The following is a 3,413-nucleotide window of genomic DNA, read 5'->3' as shown; positions in this document are numbered from 1 at the left end:
GTAACAACTTAATTAGATCGAAACACACTTGGAGAATCGGCTGACCGGTACGACCCGCCCAAATCGCCTTAGTGCGGTTAATCACTCCAAGCAACAAAGGTGCAATGAGTAAGGATAGAGCAAATAGCAAGAGGGAAGATGGATTTATCATCGTGTCACCGCAACTTCCAAATTAGTAATGCGGACAATGTGATTGCGATGTAGAGAATGTAGAGATGGATACTTCCCATTTGTATCCATCGGAATCGCAATAAAAACCACTCGGTGCTTTTGAATACTGGTGACCAAAATCCTTCTTTGATTCCATCGGGAGATTCGGATTCGAATGAACCATCAGTCGGAAACAATCCTTCCGGCTTTTTACAATGAACTTGAAGACGAGTTACCCCAGAAGTGAGGTTTGTTATTGGTTGGGCAAACGACGATGCTGTGTACTGCATCCGCGAAGTTGGTTGCACGTAACCACAATCCCAAGTGACGGAATCTGATGCGACTTTTCTCGATAAAAAATATTTTCGCAGCCCGTATATTGTTGCGAAAATGACAGCAAACAAAAGCGTAATGATGAGCATTCGTAGTAGTAATGGTTGTACATGACTTAACAACTTCAAGTAACCGGTAGTCGAAATATCGTTTGTAAACGAAACAAGCACCGGTTTAACTACAACCAGAGTTAACGGTGCCGACAGACCAATTACAACGCATAGTGTAGCTAATATGACCATCGGCAGACGCATCGCTTGCTTTACTTCATGTGCCTGAGAAGCTTGCGATGAGCGTGGGTGGCCAAGAAACAAGGTACCAAAAGTTCTGGTAAAACATGCAACCGAGAGACCGCCAATAGAGGCTAATGCAATTATCGTAAGGATTGCTGGAATGGCACCTAAGGCATCCAGCATCTGAATACCGTGAAATGCTCCCAAGAAAATCATGAATTCACTGATAAATCCATTTAGCGGAGGTAACCCTGAAATCGCTACAGCGCCGATTAAGAATGGAATCCCAGTCCATGGCATTCGTTTCAAGAGCCCGCCGGTTTGCTCTAAATCAAGTGTTTTTGCGCCATGAAGAACACTGCCCGCTCCGAAGAACAGTAGTCCCTTAAAAATGGAGTGGTTTAGTATGTGCCAAAGTGCTCCGCCGTAACCGAGTATTGTCATTGCCGGAGTACCCGTCGCTTGTCCCAAAATCCCAATCCCAATCCCAAGAAATATAATTCCGATATTTTCTACACTACTGTAAGCCAATACACGCTTCAGGTCACGTTGCGACAATGCCATCAACACTCCGATAACCCCGGAAACACTGCCAATGATAATCATCGTCAACGCCCAACCAACCGGTGGATGACCTAACCAAGTAAGAGTGCGCAAAATGCCGTATATACCAGTTTTAATCATCACACCGGACATCAAAGCGGATACATGACTGGGTGCGGCGGGATGTGCTTCCGGAAGCCAGATATGCAATGGAATCATACCAGCCTTTGAACCGAAGCCAATGAGTGCGAGTGAAAACAATAGATTCGCATGCGGATATAAATTCGATTCAGCGATAGCAAAATGATCGAAATCCAATGAACCCGATTTGTGTCCGATGAGAATGAAAAAGAAAAAGAGTACCATCGTTCCCAAATGGGTCGAAACCAAATACGTCCATCCGGCTTGCTGAACCGACTCTTTTTCATCATCCATCGTAACGAGAAAAAACGACGACAATGCCATCACTTCCCAAGCAACGAGGAACAAAATAGCATTTCGGGAAACCGCCACCATGACCATGCTTACTGCTAACAAGCAGAAAAATAGCCAATGGCTGCCAAGGCGTTTTTCATTCTTCGGCTCCCATAAATATCGAGCGCCATAGACTGCCGAGAGCCCCGTAAGTAAGAAAATCGGAAGCAAGAAAAACGCCGACAATGCATCTAACTCGATGTAAAAGGAACCATAGGGAACCGACCATGGTAAGCGCACAGATTCAACGGGAAGTGGGGAAGTCAAGAAAAGGATTGCGGATAGCAAACCCAATGCTGATCCGGTAATCGCTCCACCCAATCCAAAGCCGTTCGATAACTTTGGAGTAGTTTGGGTCACAAATGCTCCGAAGCCGCCTGCTGCAATGAATGTTAGCGCAACCAACAACAGATTCATGATTTACTTTCGGTTGATGGCTGTGATGTTACATCAGATGCAGATCGAAAGGACATTTCGACTCGTTTTGCTTCGGATAGAATCGCTTCACGTGAGGCATGCTGAATGATTGCGGCGTGAAAATTGGCATCTTTTAGAAAAAATGCAAGCTGTGACAAAAACCGCAAGTGTGATTTTATTGTTGGAGTGATAAGAGTGAAAAGCGAATGAACGGGCACGCCATCCAGCGCATCAAATTCAATCGGATTTTCGAGAAAGCAAAGCGCAACATACGGTTGAGTTACGTTGAGAACGATTGGATTTCGTGCATGAGGTATTGCTATACCGTCGCCAATAGCGGTTGAACCGATTTCTTCACGCGCCAGCAGTATCTGTAAAAGTACATCGCGATTAATCCGGTCAGGCAATCGCAACAGGTTCACTACTTCCGTCAATACCGAGAGTTTGTCAATTCCTCCAACTCGATAATGAATCCCACCGGAAACAAGCGCATCACTGAAACTCAAAGTTTCTTCCGTCGTGGCGTTTTGATTGTTCAGCGCCATCGGTTGCGCAACATTGATACGGTGAGCCGAAGCCCACTCTAATAGCTCAGTGTAGTTAAAACGATACTGGTTGTTGATCCGGTAAGCGGGTAGGTTGTTGGATTTTATCCAACGGTAGATCGTTTTCTCGGACACACCGAAGAGTGCAGTCACATTATCGACGGTTAGCTTCAATTTGAGTTCTCCGACAGACAAATCAGGACATTTGTTGCCAAACTAAGACTAAGTTAATGTTGATGAGCACATTAGTCAAGAATGTTCCAAACTTAAACAAAGTTGTTGTTTGTTCAAGTCATAGTTCGAGCAATGGTTCAAAGTTAAAATTGTCGATAGTACTTCCAATGACTACAGAAAATCCGGTGGAATGCGTATCACTAAGTATGTCATCTGACTTATTCATGTGAAAGCGTTAAAAACTCACGGCGAGCGTTGTTCGGAGTAAAGTGACAAAAGTTTTATCGGATCAAACCATTCATTATCGAAGACATCTGAGTTAAAACGATGAATGCTTTGATAGTAACGGTTAAATCAACGGGGAATCGGATGGATGAAGTTAGTATGGGGATAGCCTCAAATCAGAACCAATTATGGAGTCTCTGTTGTGAATACGCAAAATGTTGTGATTGTTGAACCGGAGGATAAGCCGGCACCAGAAAATGCCACATTTCTGAGTATTAGAAATTACTTCGAAGATACCGCTCTGCTCGTGTTGTTCACT

The 3,413-nt window shown here is 44.3% G+C and carries 2 protein-coding genes; both read right to left on the bottom strand.

Features of this window, described 5'->3' with window-relative positions; all coding sequences use genetic code 11:
• Positions 1 to 155: 155 nt before the first annotated feature.
• Entirely contained in the window at positions 156 to 2,150 is a 1,995-nt protein-coding gene (locus OEM52_14535; GenBank protein ID MDK9701352.1) for a proton-conducting transporter membrane subunit, read from the bottom strand.
• Complete coding sequence (locus tag OEM52_14530) at positions 2,147 to 2,869, bottom strand: PTS sugar transporter subunit IIA (protein MDK9701351.1); 723 nt, start codon at positions 2,867 to 2,869, stop codon at positions 2,147 to 2,149. The genes OEM52_14535 and OEM52_14530 overlap by 4 nt, the downstream gene beginning before the upstream one ends.
• Positions 2,870 to 3,413: the final 544 nt, after the last annotated feature.

The sequence above is a fragment of the bacterium genome (assembly GCA_030247525.1).
Lineage (GTDB): Bacteria > Electryoneota > JAOADG01 > JAOADG01 > JAOADG01 > JAOTSC01.
Note: the sequence above shows the minus strand (reverse complement) of the source record. Positions and strands in the feature narration are given on the sequence as shown.